This window comes from Ferrovibrio sp., from assembly GCF_965278975.1.
GTDB lineage: Bacteria > Pseudomonadota > Alphaproteobacteria > Ferrovibrionales > Ferrovibrionaceae > Ferrovibrio.
On record NZ_OZ257126.1, the window covers coordinates 3,362,961 to 3,381,210 of the forward strand.

Annotated in this window: 15 protein-coding genes and 1 tRNA gene; 12 read left to right on the forward strand and 4 right to left on the reverse strand. The window is 64.0% G+C overall.

The features are described 5' to 3' along the window. Nucleotides 1-62 precede the first annotated feature (62 nt). From ACQY7X_RS15930 to ACQY7X_RS15955, 6 genes are read left to right on the forward strand one after another with little or no spacing between them, the layout of a single operon-like run. Nucleotides 63-1,958, forward strand: coding sequence for an ABC transporter permease (locus ACQY7X_RS15930; RefSeq protein ID WP_428246402.1), 1,896 nt, complete (start codon nucleotides 63-65; stop codon nucleotides 1,956-1,958). Then, nucleotides 1,955-2,716, forward strand: coding sequence for an ABC transporter ATP-binding protein (locus ACQY7X_RS15935; RefSeq protein WP_428246403.1), 762 nt, complete (start codon nucleotides 1,955-1,957; stop codon nucleotides 2,714-2,716). Before ACQY7X_RS15930 ends, ACQY7X_RS15935 begins: the two co-directional genes overlap by 4 nt. Next, nucleotides 2,716-3,417 (forward strand): ABC transporter ATP-binding protein, encoded by a 702-nt coding sequence (locus tag ACQY7X_RS15940; RefSeq protein WP_428246404.1) that lies wholly within the window; start codon nucleotides 2,716-2,718, stop codon nucleotides 3,415-3,417. Before ACQY7X_RS15935 ends, ACQY7X_RS15940 begins: the two co-directional genes overlap by 1 nt. An 11-nt stretch (nucleotides 3,418-3,428) precedes the next feature. Further along, nucleotides 3,429-5,465: a hydantoinase/oxoprolinase family protein gene (locus ACQY7X_RS15945; RefSeq protein WP_428246405.1), complete on the forward strand. Its 2,037-nt coding sequence runs from the start codon at nucleotides 3,429-3,431 to the stop codon at nucleotides 5,463-5,465. Further along, a complete protein-coding gene (locus ACQY7X_RS15950; protein ID WP_428246406.1) occupies nucleotides 5,462-7,147 on the forward strand; it encodes a hydantoinase B/oxoprolinase family protein in 1,686 nt (561 codons plus the stop codon). The genes ACQY7X_RS15945 and ACQY7X_RS15950 overlap by 4 nt, the downstream gene beginning before the upstream one ends. A gap of 3 nt (nucleotides 7,148-7,150) precedes the next feature. Next, nucleotides 7,151-7,960: a hypothetical protein gene (locus ACQY7X_RS15955; RefSeq protein WP_428246407.1), complete on the forward strand. Its 810-nt coding sequence runs from the start codon at nucleotides 7,151-7,153 to the stop codon at nucleotides 7,958-7,960. 12 nt (nucleotides 7,961-7,972) lie between these two features. On the opposite strand, the gene ACQY7X_RS15960 is transcribed toward ACQY7X_RS15955, so the two are convergent. Then, nucleotides 7,973-8,467: a hypothetical protein gene (locus tag ACQY7X_RS15960; protein ID WP_428246408.1), complete on the reverse strand. Its 495-nt coding sequence runs from the start codon at nucleotides 8,465-8,467 to the stop codon at nucleotides 7,973-7,975. 145 nt (nucleotides 8,468-8,612) lie between these two features. Between ACQY7X_RS15960 and ACQY7X_RS15965 the strand changes: the two genes are divergently transcribed. The 3 genes from ACQY7X_RS15965 to ACQY7X_RS15975 all read left to right on the forward strand — a co-directional run bounded on the left by ACQY7X_RS15965 (nucleotide 8,613) and on the right by ACQY7X_RS15975 (nucleotide 9,751). After that, a tRNA-His gene (locus ACQY7X_RS15965) sits at nucleotides 8,613-8,689 on the forward strand. A gap of 68 nt (nucleotides 8,690-8,757) precedes the next feature. Next, complete coding sequence (greB, locus tag ACQY7X_RS15970; RefSeq protein ID WP_428246409.1) at nucleotides 8,758-9,315, forward strand: transcription elongation factor GreB; 558 nt, start codon at nucleotides 8,758-8,760, stop codon at nucleotides 9,313-9,315. 64 nt (nucleotides 9,316-9,379) lie between these two features. Next, nucleotides 9,380-9,751 carry a response regulator gene (locus ACQY7X_RS15975; RefSeq protein WP_428246410.1) on the forward strand — a complete coding sequence of 124 codons (372 nt, stop codon included), beginning with the start codon at nucleotides 9,380-9,382 and terminating at the stop codon, nucleotides 9,749-9,751. Here the strand turns inward: ACQY7X_RS15975 and ACQY7X_RS15980 are convergent. Then, entirely contained in the window at nucleotides 9,741-12,290 is a 2,550-nt protein-coding gene (locus ACQY7X_RS15980) for a PAS-domain containing protein (protein WP_428246411.1), read from the reverse strand. The two genes, ACQY7X_RS15975 and ACQY7X_RS15980, sit on opposite strands and share 11 nt — an antisense overlap. 152 nt (nucleotides 12,291-12,442) lie before the next feature. Between ACQY7X_RS15980 and ACQY7X_RS15985 the strand changes: the two genes are divergently transcribed. Then, nucleotides 12,443-14,584, forward strand: a complete 2,142-nt coding sequence (locus ACQY7X_RS15985; protein WP_428246412.1) for an ATP-binding protein — start codon at nucleotides 12,443-12,445, stop codon at nucleotides 14,582-14,584. A 1-nt stretch (nucleotide 14,585) separates the two neighbouring features. Here ACQY7X_RS15985 and ACQY7X_RS15990 read toward each other — a convergent pair whose 3' ends face one another. After that, nucleotides 14,586-15,047 (reverse strand): DUF2147 domain-containing protein, encoded by a 462-nt coding sequence (locus ACQY7X_RS15990; protein WP_428246413.1) that lies wholly within the window; start codon nucleotides 15,045-15,047, stop codon nucleotides 14,586-14,588. A 134-nt stretch (nucleotides 15,048-15,181) separates the two neighbouring features. Here ACQY7X_RS15990 and ACQY7X_RS15995 point away from each other — a divergent pair, with 134 nt between their 5' ends. Next, nucleotides 15,182-16,276 carry an FIST signal transduction protein gene (locus ACQY7X_RS15995; RefSeq protein WP_428246414.1) on the forward strand — a complete coding sequence of 365 codons (1,095 nt, stop codon included), beginning with the start codon at nucleotides 15,182-15,184 and terminating at the stop codon, nucleotides 16,274-16,276. Here the strand turns inward: ACQY7X_RS15995 and ACQY7X_RS16000 are convergent. Beyond that, complete coding sequence (locus ACQY7X_RS16000) at nucleotides 16,273-17,328, reverse strand: alcohol dehydrogenase (protein ID WP_428246415.1); 1,056 nt, start codon at nucleotides 17,326-17,328, stop codon at nucleotides 16,273-16,275. The genes ACQY7X_RS15995 and ACQY7X_RS16000 overlap by 4 nt on opposite strands. 153 nt (nucleotides 17,329-17,481) lie before the next feature. Here ACQY7X_RS16000 and ACQY7X_RS16005 point away from each other — a divergent pair, with 153 nt between their 5' ends. Then, entirely contained in the window at nucleotides 17,482-18,249 is a 768-nt protein-coding gene (locus ACQY7X_RS16005; RefSeq protein WP_428246416.1) for an SDR family oxidoreductase, read from the forward strand. The last annotated feature ends 1 nt before the right edge of the window (nucleotide 18,250 follow it).

Here is an 18,250-nt window from a genome sequence, read left to right on the forward strand (position 1 = left end):
CCCATCCCGGCATCAGCCGGGATGGGGAACCTTCTTCTCTCTAGCCAGACCGGAAAGCGGCCTTGCTCGCCAATATCGTCATCCAGTTCATGAATGGCCTTGCCGGCGCGTCGTCGCTGTTCCTGGTCGCCGCCGGCCTGTCGATCATCTTCGGTGTCAGCCGGATCGTGAATTTCGCCCATGGCTCGCTCTACATGCTGGGCGTCTATCTCTCCTACGCCTTCGTGGAATATCTCGGCCGCTCGACCCTGTTCGGCTTCTGGGGCGGCGTGGTCATGGCTGCCATTGCGGTCGGCCTGATCGGCGTGGTGATCGAGGTGCTGGTGCTGCGCCGCATCTACCGCGCGCCGGAATTGTTCCAGCTGCTCGCCACCTTTGCGCTCGTCCTCGTGATCAAGGATGCCGCGCTCTACATCTGGGGCGCGGAAGATCTCGTCGGCCCGCGCGCCGCCGGCCTGCGCGGCGCGGTGCAGATCATGGGCAAGCGGTTCCCGGAATATGATCTGTTCCTGATCATCATCGGCCCGGTGGTGCTGGGCCTGCTGTGGCTGCTGATGAACCGCACGCGCTGGGGCCGCCTGGTGCGCGCCGCGACGCAGGACCGCGAAATGGTCGGCGCGCTTGGCGTCAACCAGAGCACGCTGTTTACCGGCGTGTTCTTCCTCGGCGCTTTCCTCGCCGGCCTTGGCGGTGCATTGCAGCTGCCGCGCGAGCCGGCGCAACTGATGCTGGATATCAGCGTCATCTCCGATGCCTTCGTTGTCGTCGTAGTCGGCGGCATGGGGTCTATCGGCGGCGCCTTCCTCGCCGCACTCCTGATCGCCCAGGCCAAGGCCTTCTGCATCGGCATCGGCGATGTCACCATTCTCGGCACGGTATTCTCATTCAGCAAGTTCACCCTGGTGGTTGAGTTCGTCATCATGGCCGTGGTGCTGGTGGTGCGGCCCTGGGGCCTGCTCGGCAAGCAGCAGGGCGCGCAGCGCGGCGCCGGCACGGTGGAGCCGCCGCTCTATCCGCTGAACCAGACTTTCTGGCTCAGCGTGCTCGGCTGTGTCGTGCTGCTTGGCCTGGTGCCGCTGGCTGGCGATGGCTATGTGCTAGTGTTGCTGATCGATATCGCGGTGTTCGCCCTGTTCGCCGCCACGCTGCATTTCCTGATGGGGCCGGCGGGCATGGTCAGCTTCGGCCATGCGGCGTATTTCGGCCTCGGCTGCTATGGCGCGGCTTTGGCCTTCCTCAAGCTCAAGCTGCCGATGGAATTGGCGTTGTTCGCGGCGCCCTTGGCCGGCGGCCTCGGTGCGCTGGTGTTCGGCTGGTTCTGCGTGCGGCTCTCTGGCGTCTATCTCGCCATGCTGACCCTGGCCTTCGCGCAGATCGCCTGGTCGGTGGTCTACCAGTGGGATGCCTTTACCGGCGGCTCCAACGGCCTGATCGGCCTGTGGCCATCCGACTGGCTCAAGAACAAGACGCTGTTCTACGCCTTCGCGCTCACGCTCTGCACCGCCGGCATCCTGTTCCTGTGGCGCGTGGTGCATGCGCCCTTCGGCTATGTGCTGCGGGCCGGCCGTGATTCACCCTTGCGCGCCGATGCCATCGGCATTGATGTGCGCCGCTTCCAGTGGTTCGGCTTCGTGCTGGCCGGCGTCTTCGCCGGGCTTGCCGGCGGCCTGTTCGCCTTCTCCAAGGGCTCGATCTCGCCAGAAACCCTGGCGGTGCCGCGCTCGGTGGATGGCCTGGTGATGGTGCTGCTCGGTGGCGTGCAGACGCTCACCGGCCCGGTGGCGGGCGCGGCCCTGTTCACCTGGCTGCAGGATACCATCGCGCGCAACACCGAATACTGGCGCGCCATCCTCGGCCTCACCATCCTGGTGATCGTGCTGGCCTTCCCGATGGGCATTGCCGGCTTCCTGAAACTGGCATTCGCCAGACTCCGGCCCCGGGCGGAGGCTGTGCCATGACGGTACTCACGGTTCTCGGCCTGCATAAATCCTTCGGCGGCGTGCAGGCGGTGCAGAATGTGCGCTTCGATGTTGCTGCCGGCGAGTTGCTGGCGCTGATCGGCCCCAATGGTGCCGGCAAAAGCACCTGCTTCAATATGCTGAACGGCCAGCTCAAGCCCGATAGCGGCGAGGTGATGCTGCATGGCCGCAGCCTGATCGGCATGGCGCCACGCGATATCTGGCGCCTGGGTGTGGGCCGCACCTTCCAGATCACCGCCACGTTCAATTCCATGACCGTGCGCGAGAATGTGCAGATGGCCTTGCTGTCATTCAACAGGCAATTGATGAGCCTGTGGCGCCCGGCCAATGCGCTGTTCCGCGATGAGGCCATGGCGCTGCTGGAGCGTGTCGGCATGGTGGATCAGGCCGAGCGGCCCTGCGGCATCCTGGCCTATGGCGATCTGAAGCGCGTCGAACTCGCCGTTGCCCTGGCCAACCAGCCGACCCTGCTGCTGATGGATGAACCCACCGCCGGCATGGCGCCGAACGAGCGCCTGGCGCTGATGGACCTGACGGCCCGCGTGGCGCGCAAGGATGGCATCGCCGTGCTGTTCACCGAGCATGACATGGACGTGGTCTTCGCCCAGGCCGACCGCATCATCGTGCTCAACCGTGGCAAGCTGATCGCCGAGGGCAGCCCGGCGGATGTGCGCGCCAATGCGGAAGTGCAGGCGGTATATCTCGGTTCCGGCGCCACCTTCGCGGAGGCCCACTGATGCTGAGTATTAGCGGGCTGAACACCTTCTATGGCCGCGCCCATATCCTGGCCGATCTGGCGCTGGAGGCGCGGCGCGGCGAAGTGGTTGTTCTGCTGGGCCGCAATGGTGCGGGCAAATCCACCACGATGAAATCAGTGATCGGTCTGGTGGCGGCGCAGAGCGGCGAGATCAGCTTCGAGGGCAAGCGCATAGACAAGCTGCCGCCGCACCGCATCGCGCAGCTTGGCCTTGGCTATGTGCCGGAGGAGCGCCGCATCTTCACGGATCTGTCCGTGATGGAGAATCTGGATATCGGCCGCCAGGCACCGCGCAGCGACACGCCGACCTGGACGCCGGATCGCCTGTTTGAACTGTTTCCTAATCTCGGCCGCATGAAGGATCGCCCCGGCGGCCGCATGTCTGGCGGCGAGCAGCAGATGCTCACCATCGCGCGCACGCTGATGGGCAATCCGCGCCTGATCCTGCTGGATGAACCGTCCGAGGGTTTGGCGCCGGTGATCGTTGAGCAGATGGCCAAGACCATCCTGCAGCTCAAGGCCGAGGGCCTCACTGTGCTGCTGTCTGAGCAGAATCTGCATTTCGCCCAGCTGGTGGCGGATCGCGCCTATATCATCGAGAAGGGCCGTATCCGCTATCAGGGCACCATGGCGGACCTTTCCCAGGATGCCGCCGTGCGTGAACAGTATCTTTCTGTCTGAGGAGTAGCGGCATGGCCTGGACCGTCGGCATCGATGTGGGCGGCACCTTCACCGACCTGATCGGCATCGAGCCGGAGCGCGGCCTGGTGTCGCTGGCGAAAGTGCCGACCACGGTGGAGAACCAGGCTTTCGGGGTACTCGCGGCCCTGGACAAGGCCGGCATCGCGCTGGCCGATACCGCCACGATCGTGCATGGCACGACCACGACCACCAATGCGCTGCTGGAGCGCAAGGTGGCGAAGGTCGGCCTGATCACCACCAAGGGTTTTCGCGATAGCTTGGAACTGGGCCGCCGCACGCGCCCGACGCCCTATGGCCTTACCGGCCATTTCGAACCGCTGGTGCCGCGCCAATGGCGCCTGGAAGTGCCTGAGCGCATGGATGCGGATGGTAATGTTGTCGTGCCGCTGGATGAAGCGGTTTTCCGCAATGCCGTGCAGGAGCTGAAGCAGGCCGGCTGCGAAGCCCTGGTGATCCATTTCCTGCACAGCTACATCAACCAGAGCCATGAGAAGCGCGCGCTGGAAATCGCCGCCGAACTCTGGCCGAACAGCTATGTTACCGCCGGCCATGAACTGCTTTCCGAATACCGCGAGTATGAGCGCGGCACCACGGCCTGCGTCAATGCCAGCGTGCAGCCGGTGCTGCATCGCTACATGCAGCGCCTGGATGGCGAATTGAAGCAGCGCGGCTTCGGGCGTGACCTGCTGGTGATGCAGGGCAATGGCGGCACCATCGCCGCCAGCATCGTTGCCGAAACAGCCGTCAACACCGTGATGTCCGGCCCGGCTTCCGGTGTCATGGCGGCGGCCTACACGGCGCGCGCCGCCGGGCTGCCGAATGTCATCACGTATGATATGGGCGGCACGTCGTCCGATGTCGGGCTGATCCAGGATGGCGTGCCGCAGGTCTCGTCGGAACTCGAACTCGAATATGCCATGCCGATCCATGTGCCGATGGTGGATGTGCATACCATCGGCGCCGGCGGCGGCTCGCTGGCCTTTATCAATGTTGCCGGCATGCTGCAGGTCGGCCCGGAAAGTGCCGGCGCGCGGCCCGGCCCGATCTGCTATGGCCGGGGCGGCACGCGGCCCACCATTACGGACGCCAATCTGGTGCTCGGCCGGCTCAATCCCGATGGCCTGCTGTCGGTGGACAACAAAGTCTCGCTGGATGATGTGCGCGCCGCCATTGCCTCGCTGGGCCAGCCGCTCGGCCTGGATATGGAAGCCACGGCGGCGGCGATCCTGCGCATCGCCAACGACAAGATGGCCAATGCCATCCGCATGGTCAGTCTGAGCCGTGGCCATGATCCGCGTGATTTCGCGCTGTTCGCCTTTGGCGGCGCCGGGCCGCTACATGCCGCAGCCCTGGCGCGTGAACTGGGTATCCCGAAACTGCTGATTCCGGCCCGGCCCGGCATCACCAATGCGCTCGGCTGCGTCGTTGCCGATCTGCGCCATGATTATGTGCGCACGGTGAACAAGCCGGTAGCAGTTCTCGATCCCGGCCTGGTGAAGGCCGTGCTGGAGCAGCAGATTCAGGAAGGCCGCGACACCATCGCCCGCGATGGCGTGGCCGTGGATGAAATCCAGGTGCTGCATTCCGCCGATATGCAGTTCCAGGGCCAAAGCCATCTGCTCACCGTGCCGGTCGCCAGCCTCGATATCACGCGCGAGGCATTGCAGGCCGCCTTCGAGGCCGCCTATTGGCAGCGTTTCGAGGTTGAACTGCCGGAAATCCGTGCCCAGCTGGTGAACCTGCATACCGCCGTGATCGGTCGCCGCCCGCAATTGTCTCTCGACCGCCTGCTGGCGGCAGAGCCCGCCGCCGATGTGGCCGGTGCGCGAAAGGGCCTGCGGAAAGTGTGGTATGATGCCGGCGGCTGGCAGGATACGCCAGTTTACGATCGCGAACGCCTGCCGCGCGGCGCCAGCTTCACCGGCCCGGCGATTTGCGAACAGCTCGATACCACAGTGGTGATCGATCCCGGCAATAGCGTGCATGTCGATGCCCTCGGCAACCTGATCGTTTCGGTGACGCCATGACCCAGCTTGATCCCGTTACCCTCGTTGTGATCCAGAACGGCCTGCAACAGGTCTGCAACGAGATGGACCTGGCTTTCTGCCGTGCCGCCTTCTCGCCGGTGATCTCGGAAGCTCTGGATCGCTCGGATGGCATCTATCACCGCGATACCGGCGAACTGATCGCCCAGGGCGATCTCGGCCTGCCGGTTTTCGTCGGTACCATGCAGTTTTCCACCCAGGCCGTGATCGAGCGTGCGCGCAATCCGCAGCCGGGCGATATCTATATCGTCAACGATCCCTATCTGGGCGGCACGCATCTGATGGATGTGAAATTCGTCAAGCCGTTCTTCTATCAGGGCAAGCTGTTTTCCTGGCTCGCCAATACAGGCCATTGGCCGGATACCGGCGGCATGGTGCCGGGCGGCTTTTCGGCCAATGCCACGGAAGTAGAGCAGGAGGGCCTGCGGCTGCCGCCGGTGAAGCTCTACAAGCAGGGTGTGCTGGATGAGGAAATCCTCTCCATCATCCTCAGCAATATCCGTATCGCCGATCAGCGCATCGGCGATATCAAGGCTCAGGCGGCCGCGTTGTCGATTGGTGAAAAGCGGCTGACGGCTCTACTCGACCGCTACGGCGCCGATACCGTGGAGGCGGCGATTGCCGAATTGAAGGCGCGCGCGGCGCAGCAGATGCGTGCGCGTATCAGCGCCATTCCCGATGGTGTCTATCGCGGCTCGGCGGTGGTTGATTCCGATGGCGTGGTGGATGAGCCGCTGCATATCGCCATGACCGTGACCAAGCAGGACGATGAACTGCATTTCGACATGACCGGCTCCAGCCCGCCCTGCAAGGGGCCGATGAACTCGGTGCTGGCCACCACCAAGTCGTCGGTCTATCTGGCGGTGAAGCATATCTTCCCCGATGTGCCGATCAATGCCGGCACCTTCGAGCCGCTGAAGATCAAGGACCCGGACGGCACTTTCCTCTATGCCAAATACCCGCGCCCGGTATCGGGTTGTGCTGCGGAAGTCAGCCAGCGCATCGCCGAGGCGGTGTTCAATGCCCTGGTTCAGGCGATGCCGGATAAGCTGTTTGCCGCGCCGGCCGGCACATCGGGCAATCTCGCGCTCGGCGGCTTTGATCCGGCGCGCAACCGCGCCTATGTGATGTACGTCATCTCCGGTGGCGGCTATGGCGGCTGGCATGGCGGTGATGGCATCAGCAATGGCTGCTCTACTATTGGCATTTCCAAGACCACGCCGATCGAGGTGATGGAACAGTATTATCCGGTGCTGTTCGAGGAATACTCGCTGCATGAAGGCTCGGGCGGCGCCGGCAAGTATCGCGGCGGTTTCGGCGTCAATTACACCATCCGCCTGCGGCGCGGCGAGGCGCGCGCCTCCATGGTGATGGACCATGGCCGCACCGGGCCGCGCGGCGTGCTGGGTGGCGAGGATGGCGGCCTCAACACCGTGCTGATCGAGCGCGACGACAGCGGCCAATACATCCCGCCGCATCTCTCCAAGGACCAGGATATCGCCATCAAGGTCGGCGACCGCGTGCGGGTTTCCACGCCCGGCGGCGGCGGCTATGGCGAGCCCGCTGAACGCGACGCTGCCGCCATCGAGCGCGATATCGCGCGCGGCTATTACACGCGCGAACAGGCCGAGGCGCGGTTCGGGCGGCGCGCCGCCGCCGAATAAGCCATGCTGGCGGAATTGCTGCTCAGTACCATGGTGCGCTGCGAGCCGGCGGCTCGCCAGCTTGGCTATGGCCGCGCCCAGGTCGGTCTGTGGTCGCGTTCGCGCCGCTGTGCCAAAGCCTGGGCGCCGCATCATGCCGAAAGCCGCGCTTTTGTTGAGAGCCTGCTGAGCGATCTGCCGCAGGGTGGCACCGCCTGGGTGCTGGGCGCCGGGCTGCTGGATGATCTGCCGCTGCAGGCCCTGAGTGCGAAATTCGACCGCGTGCTGCTGGCCGATATTGCCTGGCTGCCGATGCAACTCTGGCGGCTGAAGCGTTTCCCAAACCTTGAGGCGCGGCAGTTTGATGTCAGCGGCCTGGTGCCGGCGATGCTTGAATGGCGCCCCGGCAAGCCATTGCCCGAGCCGCAGCCCGAGGCCTTGCTGGCGCTGGATGCGGCCAGGCCGAACCTGGTGCTGTCGCTCAATCTGCTGTCGCAATTGCCGCTGCTGCCACTGGAGAAGCTGGAGCGGGCAGGGCAGTCCTTCGTTATGCGCCAGGCTTATGGCCGCCGCATCGTCGCGGCGCATCTCGCCGGTCTGCGGCTGCTGGATTGTCGCGTCGGACTGGTCAGTGAGCAGCGCCGCATTTTCCGCAACCGTGCCGGCGAAGTGGTGATGTCGGAATCGGCCCTGTTCGATGTCACGCCGCCGGTGGCCGAGAAGGAATGGGGCTGGAATCTGGCGCCGCTGGGCGAGATCGACAATCAGACCGCGCTGGAACTGCGCGTATTCGCGAGTCGTGACCTGGGCCGCGATCTCAGCATTACACCATGAAGCCGAAACGCTTTAGCGTTTCAGGGTAACGCTCTCGATCACGAAGCCGCGCTCGGGCGGATATTTGCGCAACATCTTCTTGCGCACGGCATCCTCGTTAGCGGCGGAGACTTCCTCATGGTTGATCTCGGCCCATTTGTCGTCGAGGTTGCGGTGCTTCTGGCCCATCATATGGGCGCGGCGGACTTCCTGGTTGAACACGGCGACGTTGAAAACCTTGTCATCCGGCGCCGGCGCGGTGATCGCAACAGTGGCCAGGCGTTCCAGCTTGATCACCTGGGCCTTAAGCTCGAAATTTTCCTTGGTGAGTTCCGCGATCTTCTTCTGCGCGTCCTTGGTCAGCTTTTCGAGCTGGTCCAGGCGTTGCCCGCGCCTGATTACCTCGGCCGAGTTCCACTCATAGGCCATCACCTGGCGGCGATGCGCAGCGTTGATCTGCATTGCGATAAAGAGGGCGCCGGGGATGCCGATGAGCAGCGCGGCGAGGATGAGCCAGAATTCCGTCATGCGGGAATTCTGGCGGGTTCCTGCCGCCAGAGCAAGAAAATCACCCGCTCGCACTGCTAGAACAACAACTTACACAATCCACGCGGTTGTCCTGCCGGCGGTCTTGACCTTGGCCAAGGCCTTGTTTAATAAGGCGCCCATTGCGGCGGGAGTAGCTCAGTTGGTTAGAGCACCAGATTGTGGCTCTGGGGGTCGCGGGTTCAAGTCCCGTCTCTCGCCCCAATTTTTCTCAAATACATGAATTTTGGGGGCAATCGGGTTTCGGCCCGGTGCCTGGGGAAGCCGGCGTCATGAGCAAGGCCTTCACCAAGGAATCCACCGGCGACGAAGCCGACGACGAGGCCGAGGCCGGTCCGGCGCTGCCTGTTGGGGCAAAAAACTACATCACCCTCGAAGGTCTCGAACGGCTGCGCGCCGAACTGAAGCAACTGCGTCAGGTCGAGCGACCCAAGGTGGTAGAGGTGGTGTCCTGGGCGGCGGGCAATGGCGACCGCTCCGAGAATGGCGACTACATCTACGGCAAGCGCCGGCTGCGCGAGATCGACCGCCGTATCCGTTTCCTGCTCAAGCGGCTGGAAATCGCCGAGCCGGTCGATCCGGCACTGCAGAAGAACCGTGATCAGGTATTTTTCGGCGCCACGGTCACCTATGTCGACGAACAGGATATCGAGCGCACGGTGCGGATCGTTGGTGTGGACGAAGCACGCATCGAACGGGCAGAGATAAGCTGGGTATCGCCGGTGGCACGCGCACTGATCAAGGCACGGGTCGGCGATACGGTGGAAATGCGCACGCCCCTGGGCCGCGAAAGCCTGGAAGTACTCGCTATCCGCTATGAAAGCAGCTAGGCGCCGCTGCTGCGCTCGTATAGCTTAGAGATGTGGTGTTCAGGGGTTGATCAGGGGGAAACGCGTGGCGCGTATTCTGCTCGTGGAGGATGACGATCTCGTCTGCCGCAGTTTGCGGATGACATTGGAAGCCTATGGCCATGCGGTGCAGAGTTTTGCCGATGGCCGCAAGGCGGTGGAGTTGCTGCGCCAGCAGGGCGGCTTCGACGTGGTGATCACCGATATCCTTATGCCGGACATGGATGGGCTGGAGCTGATCCGGGCGGTACGCAGTCTGGCGCCAGATATCCGCGTCATCGCCATGTCTGGCGGCGGCCGTCGCGGCAATCAGGATTTCCTGCAATTCGCCAGTACTTTCGGCGCCGATGTCGTGCTGTCCAAGCCGTTCACCGGCGAAGCCCTGATGGACACCCTGACAGAAATACTCAAGCCCTGATCGGCAGATACAGCGTCACCACCGTACCCTGGCCGGGCTGGCTTTCGAGCTGGAGCGCGCCGCCGCTCTCGCGTGCAAAACCATAGGCCATGCTCAGGCCCAGCCCGCTGCCGCTGCCCACCGGCTTGGTGGTGAAATACGGCACCACGGCATTGCGCAGGGTCTCGGCATCCATGCCGGTGCCGGTATCGGCAACACTGATGGCGGCATAGTGGCCCGGCGCCAGCCCGAGGCTGGAATCGCCGGCTGAGAAATTCCGCTGCTCCAGCGCGATACGCAGCGCACCGCCTTCGGGCATTGCGTCGCGGGCATTGAGCGTCAGGTTCAGCAGCGCGCTTTCCAGCATGATGCGATCGGTGCGGATACTGCCGACGCCGTCGTCCAGCGCAAGGCTGATGTCGATATTGCCGCAGGCCTGGCGCAGCAGCGGCTCAAGCTCATGGATCGTCTGCGCCAGGTCGATGCCGCCGAGTTGCAGCGGCTGGCCGCGCGCGAAGACCAGCAGGCGCTTGATCAGCGCCGCGCCCTTGCCGGCGGCTTCCAGCGTCATGTCGGCGAGGCTGCGCTGCCGCTCGTCGGTCAGCGACTTGCGCAGCAAGGCCGTGCTCTGTTCCACCACCTGCAACAGATTATTGAAGTCATGCGCGATGCCGCCGGAGAGGCGGTCCACGGCTTCCAGCTTGGCCAGATTGGTCAGCCGCGCCAGGTAAGCTTCGCGCTCCAGCGCCAGCCGCGCCATGGTCGCGGCCAGGCGCAGCATCTTGAGTTCGCTTTCGCTTGGCCGCCGAGGCTGCTTGAAGTAGGCTGCCAGCGTGCCATGCACCTGGCCGCTGTCACCCATGATCGGCGCCGACCACACTGCCTTGAGGCCGTATGGTTCAACCAGGCCTGAGAAATTGCGCCATAATGGATCGCTGGCGATTTCGGCGCTGATCACGATTTCGCGGCGGAAGGCGGCCGTGCCGCAAGAGCCGACTTCCGGCCCGATCTCGATGCCATCCAGGCTGGCGGCATAGTCCGGCGGAATTTTGCCGCAGACCGAGGAGGCGAAACGCTTGCCGTTGGCATCCAGCCGGTGCAGCGAACCAAGCGCCCCGGGCAGGTTGTCTTCCAGCCAGCCGATCACCTCGCCGAGCAATTCCGCCAGCCGGCTGCCGCCCGCCATGTGTTCCAGGATTTCGAGCTGGCTTGCCAGCCGGTGCTCGTGCTGCTTGGCCTCGGTCACATCGCTGCATAACAGCGCGCGACCACCATCCGAGGTGCGGAAGGCGGCGCAGCGCAGCCAGCGCCCATCCTGGAGCTGTACTTCGTCCGGCCGCTCGGCGACGCGGGCGGCGAGGTGTGCGGCAAGCCAGGCTTCGCCATCGCCCGTGCCGATAGCATATTCGCCCTGGCGCAATCCTTCTCGCAGCAGATCGGCATAGCGCAGGCCGGCACGGATGCTGCCGGCACTCGATGGGTGGCAAGTAAGGAATTTGTCATTCCACAGCAGCAGGCGGTCCTCGGCATCGAACACGGCGAAGCCGTCGCGCATGCTGTTCAGGGCATCGAACAGGCGGCGCCGCGCCTGATCGGCCTGGATACGGGCGCGTTTCTGGCTCAGGGAGGCGCCGAACAGGATCAGACTGACCGCGATGCCAAGACCCAGCGCCAGCTTGGCGAGCAGTGCATCGCCGCTCAAGCGATTCTGCTGCAACCCCCAGGTCTCAAGCCGCCAGTATTGGCCGAACAGGCCAAGGCGTTCACCGGCCTGCTGGTGCGGTTCGGCCGGACGGTCGAGATTGCGTTCCAGCACAGCCGGCACTGCCGCTGTGGCTTCCACTGATAACCGCAGGCCATGGCGCAGCCGCCATGGTTCGAAGGCTTCCGCCGCCATCCGCGTGATGTCCACTTGCATCGCCAGCACGCCGATGATCTCGCCTGGCTGCTCGCCGCTGGAAACCGCCCGCGCCCACAGCACGCCCTTATCTGATTGAATTGGGTCCGGTGGAATGGAAGGGGATATCGCAAGATTAGAAGGGGCAAGCGGCAGCGTGGTGACGGCCTGTGTGTTGCTGAGCGCGCGGTCGATGGTCTCACGCCAGACTTCGAGCATCGCCGGCGAGGCGGTATCAAGGCGACGCTGCAGGTCGAAGCCACTGGAAAACAGCGGCGCATATTGCCCGGCGCGAATCTGGTTGGCCGGAAGATAGCTGATGAAATCGACACCGCGCACATTGCCGCTGGCATGGACCAGGATGACGAAGCTGGCGAATTCCTCTGCCGACACGGTTTGCGAGGCATGGAAGAAGGCGGATACCGCCTGGAACATATGCTCCGCCCGTGCCGCGCGGTCCTCCAGCGCATCCCCCATCGCGGCCGTGTCGAGGCGCAGACTGGCGATGGCGCGGTCTTCGGCGCGGTCGCGCAGCAGGGCGTGGCCATAAAAGCTGGCGGCCAGTGACACGGACAGCACCAGAGTCGGCACGGTGCCGCGCCACAGCCGTTCCCAGCGGTCCGGCTCGGGCGGAATGGCGACAGCATGTTGTGTTTCCGGCATGGCGGAAGCCTACGCTGCACCCAGCAGCGGGGCAAGCTGGCTGCAAGACGGCAGTATCCTGAAAAGATGCCCCGCCAGAAAGCTCCGGGGGCGGATGCATTAAGGGCAATAGCCGGATTGGCCCGGCGTGAACTGCCCCCTATACTGGTGCCATGGCGCCGATACCATCAGATAGCATCAGCAGCTTCGCCGGCACGCTCGTGTTGTTCCTGCTGGTGGCGTTGCTGCATGACGGACTCTCCGCCAGCCGCCTGATGCGTCACCGGCATTTGCATACGATCTGCCTTGGCTTGATCTTTGCCGCCGCCGCGATTCTTTCCATGCTGATGCCGGCGGCCCAGGGCAATGGCCTGGTCTGGGATGCGCGTCATGTCGCGGTGGGGCTTGGTGCATTGTTCGGCGGCCCGGTGGCCGGATTGATCGCGGCCAGTGCGGCGGCGGCTTACCGCGTCTGGATTGGCGGCGTCGGCATGCTCGGTGGTATTGGCTCGGTCTATGTCACCGCACTGGTTGGCATCCTGGTTTGGTCGCGCTCCCGAGGGGCCGGAGGGCATGCCCGGCCGAATTTCCGCCATCTCGCCGTGCTGTCACTGCTGATCGGCCCGGCGGCCTTGAGCAGCTATTTGTTCCTGATGCTGCTGGATGCGCCGCTGGCCAAGCGGCTGCTGGCGGCCAATGGCTTCGGCTTCGCGCTGGAAGTGGGGATCGGCACCCTGATCCTGGGTGGCGGTATCCTGCTGCTGGCGCAGCGCCGTGAACTGGAACGGCATCTCAAGGGCATATCGGAGAATTTCCCCGGCATGATCTATCGCCGGGTGCAGCGGCCTGATGGCAGCCTGCATTATCCCTTCGTCGGTGCTGGCGCGAAGGCATTGTTCGGCCTTGATCCGGCGGCGATCAAACGTGATGCCGGTGTGCTTTCCGCCGTGGTGGAGCCCGGCGACCGCGCCCGCTATCTGGCCCAGGTGGATGCGGAGGAGCAGAATTTGCGGCCTCTGGCCGTCGATTCCCGCATCCATCCCGCCGATGGCAGCCCGATGAAATGGGTGCGCAACTATGTGCGCCCCAGTCGTGGCCCTGATGATTCGATCATCTGGGATGGCGTGGTGGTGGATATCACGCAGCAGCGCAATGCCGAGGAACAGTTGCGCGTTGCCCGCGAGCAGGCGGAAGCGGCCAATCTCGCCAAGTCCAGTTTCCTCGCCTCGATGAGCCATGAATTGCGCACGCCGCTCAATTCCGTGCTTGGCTTCGCGCAGCTTCTGGCAATGGGCGCGCGCGACCGCCTCAGCGAGCAGCAGCTTGAATTCATCCACATGATTGAGGGCAGCGGTCGCCAGTTGCTGGCACTGATCGAGCAGGTGCTGGACCTGGCAAAGATCGAGGCCGGCCGGGTAACCCTGTCAATGGAGAGTATCGAGGCCAACGGCATGATCCGCGATCTTGGCGGTATCGCCCGGGCGTTGGCTGAAGCGCGCGGCCAGACCGTTGAGGTGAAGCCGCTGCCGGAAAACGCGCATGTGCTGGTCGACCTCACCCGCTTCAACCAGATCATGACCAACTTTATTTCCAACGCGGCCAAGTATGGCCGCCAGGGCGGAAGAATCGAGATTGGCTGCCGTGCAATGACCGATGGCCGCATCGAATTCCACGTCGCCGACGATGGCGCCGGTATTCCCATTGAGCAACAGAGCCAGGTATTCGAGGCCTTCAACCGGCTGGGCCGCGAGGGCAGCGCCGTCGAAGGCACTGGCATCGGCCTGGCGACAGCCAAGCGCCTTGCGGAGTTCATGCAGGGCGATATCGGCTTCGAGAGCGAGCCGGGGAAGGGCAGCCGGTTCTGGGTGCGCTTTAATCGCACGGCGGCACCGCAGGCGGCGCCCGCAGCACCGGCACGGCCGATGCATTTCGCCCAGAATACCAGCGGGCGCGTGCTCTATATCGAGGATAATCCGGCCAATGTGCTGCTGGTGACGCGTGTGCTGGCGTCAGTGCCGAATCTGGTGCTGCTGACTGCCGACAAGGGGGCAGCGGGGATTGCCCTGGCGCGGGCAGAACAGCCAGACCTGATCCTGCTGGATATCCATCTGCCGGATATGGATGGCTTCGAGGTGCTGCGCCGGCTGCGTGCCGATGAAACCGTGGCCAAGACACCGGTGATTGCGCTCAGCGCCGATGCCGATAATCGTTCGCTGGAGCGTGGCTCGGTCGCCGGTTTCAATGACTACCTGACCAAGCCGATTCAGGTCGACCGTTTCCTCGCCACAGTGTGGAGCTACCTCGGCCAGCGTTGAGTCAATTGGCTTCGCGTTTCCACACCTGGCTGCGGCCCAGCAGCGGTGTGCCGATATAACCGCGTACACGCAGCGTCTGGCCGCCATCCGCCAGCACCGCCTTGGCGTTATAAACCTTGCCATTCTTCGGATCGAGGATGGCACCGCCAGCCCATTCGGTCTTGCTGCTGCCATCCGGCTTCAGGCCCCACAGGAAGGTCATGCCGATCACCGGCCTGTCCTTGCGCTCGCCTTCGCATTTGTCACAAACCGGATCGGGCTTTTCGTCCGGCCGCAGAAATATTTTTACAATGCGCCCCTGTAGCTCGCCGCCAACCTCGGCGATCTCGACAACCGAACGTTCGCTGCCGGTTTCATCATCAATCGTGCGCCAGGTGCCCACGGGCGAAGCAAGATCGGCGGCTTCCGCCTGCGTCAAGACGAGGCAGAACAGGGCGATGGCGAACAGAAATAAGCGGTGCATGGTGATCCCGGCGTGGTTTCCGGTATCGGAGCCCAATCACAATTATGCGTCAAGAGGGCACAATTGCGCGTCAAGACTGGGATCGGAGCGGCACGATAGTATATACTGGGCGACACACGACCCGGAGCGGCGCCATGACACAACAAGCCATTGGTTCCAAATTCCATCTTGGCGCCGCCACGGCGGCGGACTGGCGCATGGCGGTGGACGGCAGCCTGCTGCAGGTGATGCCGGTGGGTGACGCCGCCAATATCGGCTTCGTTTATGTCACCGAACATCTGGCTTCGCATATGCCGCAGGTGCTGCGCCGCATCGCGGAAGCCACCGGGATCAGCAATCTGCTCGGCGCGGTGAGTCATTCCATCGCCGCCGGCAGCCGCGAATATTGCGACGAGCCAGCCGTTGCCTGCCTGCTTGGCACAGTGCCGGAAGGCAGCGCTGAATTATTCAGCCAGGCAAACCGGATTCCCTCGGGCTGGCTTGGCATCGTGCATGCCGATCCGCATGTGCCGGCCCTGCCTGAAATATTGCAGGATATCGGCGAGGCTTCTAATGCCTATCTGGTCGGTGGTCTGGTTGCTTCGCGCGAGGCGCGGCCGCAATGGGCTGGCGGGCTGGTGGAAAGCGGCTTGTCCGGCGTGGTGTTTTCCGATGCGCAGCCGATCCTTACGGGTTTGAGCCAAGGCTGTACCCAGGCCGGGCCGCAGCTCACCATCACCGCCGCCGAAGGCAACATGCTGCTGGAGCTGGATCACCGCCCGGCTTACGAAGCCTTGCAGGATGCCTTCAACATCCGCTCGATGCAGGATTTGCGGCGCCTCGGTTCCGGCCTGATGGTTGCGTTGCCGATCGGTGGTTCGGACCGCCCGGATTATCTGGTGCGCAATATCATGGGCATCGACCCGCAGGCCGGTGCCCTGGCTATCGGCGCATTAGTGGAGGAGGGCGATCCACTGTTCTTCTGCCGCCGCGATGTGGAAAGTGCCGGTCGTGACATGGACCGCATGCTGGCCGATCTCAAGCGGCGCTGCGGCGGCACAGAACCGCGCGGTGCGATCTATTTCTCCTGCATGGCGCGCAGCCAGGATCAGTTCGTGCAGGAGCCGGGCGAACTGGCGCGCATCGCGGCCGTGTTTCCCGGCCTGCCTTTGCTCGGCATGTATTGCGGCGGCGAAATCGCCGCCGCGCGCCTCTATGGCTATACCGGCGTGCTGACGCTGTTTCTTTAGTTGCTGAGCACGATGCGGCCGACCACGCCGCCGGCTTTGAGCTGTTCCAGCGCGCCGTTCACCGCATCCAGCGGCCGCACTTCGATGGGCAAAGCCGGCAGATGCTGCGCCTGCGCCAGTGCCAACAGCTCTTTCAGTTCTTCCAGGCTGCCGACATAAGAGCCGGAGATCGTCACGCCTTTCATCACCAGCAAGGGCAGCGACAGGGTGGTCTGGCCGCCGAGTAGGCCGACGCTGACCAGATGGCCCGCCTTGCGCAGCAGGCCATAGGCGAAATCGAAACTCTGCGGCGAGCCGGCGAAATCGACAGCACCAGCCATGCCGCCGGTGGCCTTCATCACGGTGCGGCTGATGCCATCCTCGCGCGGATCGATGGCCTGTTTGGCGCCGAGCTTCAGCGCCGCCTCGCGCTTTGCCGGATCCAGATCGGCAACAATCGGCGCCTGGCCGGTCACGGCCTTGGCCATGGCGATGGCATTGAGGCCGACGCCGCCGGCGCCGACGATCAGCAGGTTCTGGCCGTCGGGCAGCTTGCCGATCTTCTTCAGCGCCGAATACGCCGTGAGGCCGGAACAGGCATAGGTACAGGCGAGGTTGGTATCCAGTGTGCCGTAATCCAGCAGGTAATGCGCCGCCGGTACCAGCACATGGCTGGCGAAGCCGCCATCCAGGAACACGCCCAGCGCCTGTGCCTTGCCGGCGCAGAGATGTTCGGCGCCTTCCTTGCACACGGCGCAGACGCCGCAGCCGATCCAGGGGAAGACCAGGCGGCGCTGGCCGATCTCGACGCCGGTGGCATCGGGGCCCTTGGCGATCACGGTGCCGACAATCTCATGGCCCATGGTCAGCGGCAGCAGGCTGCCATTGTTGGCGGCGATGATCTTCTTGCCGCCGCCGAGGTCCCAGTAGCCGTCCCAGATATGCAGGTCGCTGTGGCAGACGCCGCAGCGGTCCATCTTCACCAGCACCTGGGCGCCGGTCGGCTCCGGCAGCGGGCGTTCACTGGAGACCAGCGGCTTGGCGAATTCGGCGACCTGATAGCTGCGCAGCACGGCGTTTCCTCGTCTCTTCTACTTGACCTTGGGGAATGACGTTGCTGAGTCTAGCGAGCGGCGGGTGCTGGTGTAAAGCGCGCAAAACGCTAAACTGCGCAGCAGAAAACTGTTAGAAAAGCCGTTAGGGAAGCTGTTAGGGGAGCGGATAGCGTGCAGGCATTTCGCATCGATGGAAAAGTGGCCCTGATCACCGGCGCCTCGCGTGGGTTCGGCCTGGAAATCGCCCGGCTGTTCGGCCAGGCCGGTGCCAGCGTGGTGCTGAATGGCCGCCATGCCGAAACCCTGGAGGCCCGCGCCGCCGAATTGCGCCAGGAAGGCATCAAGGCCGGCATCGCCGCTTTCGATGTGATGGACAGCGTTGCCGCCAAGGCAGCGGTGGACCGCATCGCCGCCGAACAGGGCCATCTCGATATCCTGGTCAACAATGCCGGCATGAATATCCGCAAGCCGCTGGCGGATTACTCGCTTGAGGAATGGCGCCGGGTGCTGGATACCAACCTCACCGCTGCTTTCGTGCTGTCCCAGGCCGCCGGGTTGAAGATGGCGGAGCAGGGCTATGGCCGCATCGTCAATATCGGTTCGATCCTCTCGGTGCTGGGCCGCGCCACGATCCCGGCCTATACCGCGTCGAAGCACGGCATCCTGGGGTTGACCAAGGCGCTGGCCGCCGAACTGGGGCCGAAGGGTGTGACGGTGAATGCCATCGCGCCGGGTTACTTCGAGACCGAGCTTAATGCCGAATTGATGGCGCGGCCGGAATTCGTTGCCTTCGTCAATAACCGTACGCCGGTAGGGCGCTGGGGCCAGCCGGCGGAACTGGCCGGTTCGGCGCTGTATCTGGTATCGCCGGCGGGCGGCTATGTGAATGGCCATCTGCTGGTGGTGGATGGCGGCATGACCACCACGCTGTTCGGATAAA